This is a genomic window from Pseudomonadales bacterium (assembly GCA_013215025.1).
In the GTDB taxonomy this organism is placed as follows: domain Bacteria; phylum Pseudomonadota; class Gammaproteobacteria; order Pseudomonadales; family DT-91; genus DT-91.
In genome coordinates this window covers 1-3947 of the sequence record JABSRR010000127.1, presented here as the reverse complement: position 1 = coordinate 3947, position 3947 = coordinate 1, and the positions used below count along the sequence as shown (strand labels likewise).

The following is a 3947-nucleotide window of genomic DNA, read 5'->3' as shown; positions in this document are numbered from 1 at the left end:
CAGCGTATCGCGCTTATTAGCGAGCGTTTGAAAATAATCTGCACAATCGGTAATCGAGTTAACTTTTTGCATATTCTCGTTAACTAAAAACCCCCACTGGCTGAGCAGTTGCAAAATTTCATATTGGCCGGTTGGAAAATCATCTGCCTGCCCTTCGATAACGCCAATACTATAGGCGCACATCTCTAACGGTCTTGTGGCAGTAATTTTAGAGTCCAACTGTCTGAGCGAGCCGGCAGCTGCATTGCGCGGATTCATAAAGCCTTTTTCGCCGCGCGCTTGAGCCTTTTGATTAAGCTGTTCAAAGCCAGCTTTAGGCATGTAAATTTCGCCCCGCACCTCAAGCCTAGAGGGCAGCTGATCGCCAAATAATGACAGCGGTATTGAACCCACCGTTTTTATATTATGCGTAATATCTTCGCCCACTCGGCCATCGCCGCGTGTAAGGCCGCGCACTAAGATACCTTGCTCATACAGTAAGCTGATAGCAATACCGTCGAGCTTTGGCTCACAGCAATAAGTCAGTGAATCCTGCTCGGCCATCTGCAGGCGCTCTCTCAGCCGTCGATCAAAGTCAAAAAGCTGCTGATCATCAAACACATTATCTAAAGACAACATCGGCACAGCGTGCTCAACTTGAGCAAATTCGTCCAACGCCACACCGCCAACCCGTGCACTGGGCGAGTGCGCATATTTTAATGTGGGAAACGCCTTCTCAAGCTCAACTAAACGCTGAAAACAGCGGTCATACTCAGCATCCGGAACCGACGGTGCATCAAGCACATAATATTCATGATTGTATTGATGAATTAAGTCGATTAAACGATCAACTTCAGCTTGGGGTAACTGCTCGCTCATGTTTGGCTACGCAGTGGCTAAACGTTTTTGGCAATAAAGACGGATTTTTTCTCTGGCGTGTTCAAGCGTTTGCTCAGTCACCGTTGAGTGCTGTTCATCGCGCAGCTCACCATTCAGATTTTTGATCAAACACTTTGCGGTATCAACCATCGCATCAAACGCGATTAAAGGCTGCTGCGGGCCCGGCAGGCGCATAAAAAAGCTGACCCCTGGGGTAGCAAAACTGGCAATATTGCCAAGGTCAAAAGTGCCTGGCTCAATAAGATTGACAATAGAAAACTGAATCGCGCCCTGCTGATTAGCATCTTCATAGCGGTGAAAAATATTCATCTCACCAAAGCGGCAGTCACAGGCAAGCAAAATATGCAATAAATCTTCGCCAGCAAAACCTTGTTCATCAGCAGCTAAGACATTAAGCACAATAATTTCTTCAGGCTCAGCATTATTTTGCGGTTCAGCCTGTGTACTCGGCTCAGCGTCTTGTGTCTCAAACAAACTGGGCTGATATTCTTCTGCCCGAGCATCAAGTTCTTGCTGATCAAGATCCACTGAGGCCGAAGGCACTGAAGACGATGAAACAGCAGGCTCTGAAAACGAGGGCTCTTTAGACAAAGGTTCTGAAGACACAGGTCTAGCCTGCGAGTACTCAGCTGCCTCAGACTCTAGAGCAGCAGATTCCGCCAATGTAGGCTCTACAGTTTCAGCATTAGTTGCAAATTCAGTTTCGGATTCNGCAAGAAAGGGGTCAGCAAACAAGGGGTCAATTGCCTCGTCTGCAGTGTCAGCTTGATACGATTTATTGTTGGCCTTATTGGTAGACAGATTCGGCTGAGCAGCATGCGTTGCAGATAAATGCTCTGCTTGCATCTCATCATCTAACATATCACCTGTTGGTGATTCACCTGCAATAGGCCGAGGCGCACTAAGACTAGAGTCGTCACCGAGCTGTGACTGGCTGTTGCTATTGCCGTTATTGTTGCTGGCGCTGGCATTGAGAGATTTTTCTTGCTCGCTCATCTTTGCCATGCGCTTTGCATTTCGCGAGAGGCGAACTTGATTGCGTCGGGCACGCTGTGCGCGTCGGTAGCCATCAAGCAAAACCACGATAACTAATAATCCAACGATTACAAACATCCAATCTTGAATGCTTAAGTCCATACCCTGACCCCAAGAGTTAGCGCTACTGTTCCAATAACAGCAAAATACAATAATTTGTTTCTAATTTAAAGAGCTGCGAGCTCTGCAGCCTCTTCAATATCTACGCTGACCACGCGAGAGCAACCCGGCTCATGCATAGTAACACCCAACAGCTGGTCTGCCATTTCCATCGCAATCTTATTATGCGAGATATAAATAAATTGTACTTGCTCACTCATCTCTTTCACCATGCGCGCATAGCGGCCCACATTGGCATCATCTAAGGGGGCATCAACCTCATCAAGAATACAAAACGGTGCAGGGTTAAGTTTAAAGATTGAAAATACCAAGGCTATCGCGGTGAGGGCTTTCTCACCACCTGACAATAAGTGAATAGTACTATTTTTCTTGCCGGGCGGCTGCGCCATAATCGCCACCCCGGTATCCAGTAAATCATCCCCCGTCAGCTCTAAATAAGCTCGGCCGCCACCAAACACTTTAGGGAATAAGTCCTGCACGCCCAGATTGATCTGGTCAAAAGTATCTTTAAAACGCTGCCGGGTTTCTTTGTCAATCTTGCGTATCGCATTTTCTAAAGTCGACAATGCCGTTTCTAAATCCGCATTTTGCGCATCAAGATAGGTCTTACGCTCAGCTGCTAGCTTATATTCTTCAATGGCAGCAAGATTGATCGCACCCAGTCTAGCTATACGACGCGCTAAAGATTCAATTTCTTCCTGCCACACTGACTCTGAGGCGTGTTCAGGCAGCTCCTCAATCAGCGTAGCAACAGAAAATTCTGCATCCTCAATTTGCTTTTGTAAATTCTCTTGCTGAACTTGCCAGGTTTGCGCGGCAATGCGCGATTGCTCAAGATCACTGCGATGTTTTTGTATAGTCTGTTGAATCAAGTTTCGCTCTCGCTCAACTTCACGCATATCATGCTCGATAGTATCAAGCTCGGTTCGCGCAGCAGACAACTCCTGCTCCACGGTCAAACGTTTGTCTAACAGTGCTTCTAAAGCAAGTGCTGAGTCATCATCCGGCTGCTCGATTTCAGCAATCTCAATTTGCAACTGAGTACGTCGCTCAAGCAACTGCTCTACTTGCTCACGTGCTCTATCCAATGATTGCTGCAATGCGCTGATTTGAGTTTTCAGCGACTGCTCCTGCATAGCTAGCTGGTAGGCTCGATCTTTGTCACTATTCGCTTGATCACGCGCCTGATCTAAACGACTGCGAATATTGTCACGTTCTGATACCAGCGATTCTCTTTGGCCAGCATCAGATTCCATATCCTCAATCGCCTGCTGCAGAATTGCGCGCGCCTCCGCCAAGGATTCTTGCTCTAGCTGGTATTGCAGCTTGGTATCATCGAGATCTGTTTGAATCTGTTCTCTGCGTTGCAGTACCTGTTCAACCTTGAGCTTTTTCGCACTTAGCTGGCTGCTTAATTCAGACTGCTTGGTGGAGCGCAGCTGATAAGACTTTTGCAGCTCATCGCGCTCGCGCTCGGTTTGACTGAGCTTAAGCTGAGTGTCGGTTTGAGATGATTGCAGCGCCTGTTTTTCCGAAGATTGCTCTGCAATCACCGCATGTAATTGTTCAATTTCCTGCTTACGCTTTAGCAAGCCTGCTTGCGCATCCTGCTGATCCAGCTTTCTCAACCAATGGCGCGACAGCCATAAGCCATCAGCTGTCACAATGGACTCTTGCATTGATAAAGCCTGCAGAGCTGGCAGCGCTTGCTCTACAGTATCAGCCACATAAACGCCCGCTAAAATGCTGCTAAGCAGCTCTGGATTCGCCACTTTGCTTAATAACAGCGGTAAAGAGACTGCCTGATTGGCAGCGGTCGAAGCATCGCTTGCACTCAACAAGCGCAGCGCGCCTGCATCTAATTCTGCAACTGAGGAGACGAAATCGTTGATTTGATCGACACACACCGATTG

The 3947-nt window shown here is 47.6% G+C and carries 3 protein-coding genes; all 3 read right to left on the bottom strand.

Going from position 1 to position 3947, the window contains the following annotated elements; genetic code table 11:
* The coding region (locus tag HRU21_09015; GenBank protein NRA42431.1) for an NAD-dependent DNA ligase LigA at window positions 1-858 on the bottom strand (858 nt) is incomplete at its 3' end.
* A 6-nt stretch (window positions 859-864) separates the two neighbouring features.
* On the bottom strand, window positions 865-2016 hold the full coding sequence (zipA, locus tag HRU21_09010) for a cell division protein ZipA (protein NRA42430.1): 1152 nt from the start codon (window positions 2014-2016) through the stop codon (window positions 865-867).
* A gap of 65 nt (window positions 2017-2081) precedes the next feature.
* A partial coding sequence (locus HRU21_09005; GenBank protein NRA42429.1) for a chromosome segregation protein SMC occupies window positions 2082-3947 on the bottom strand: 1866 nt, incomplete at its 5' end.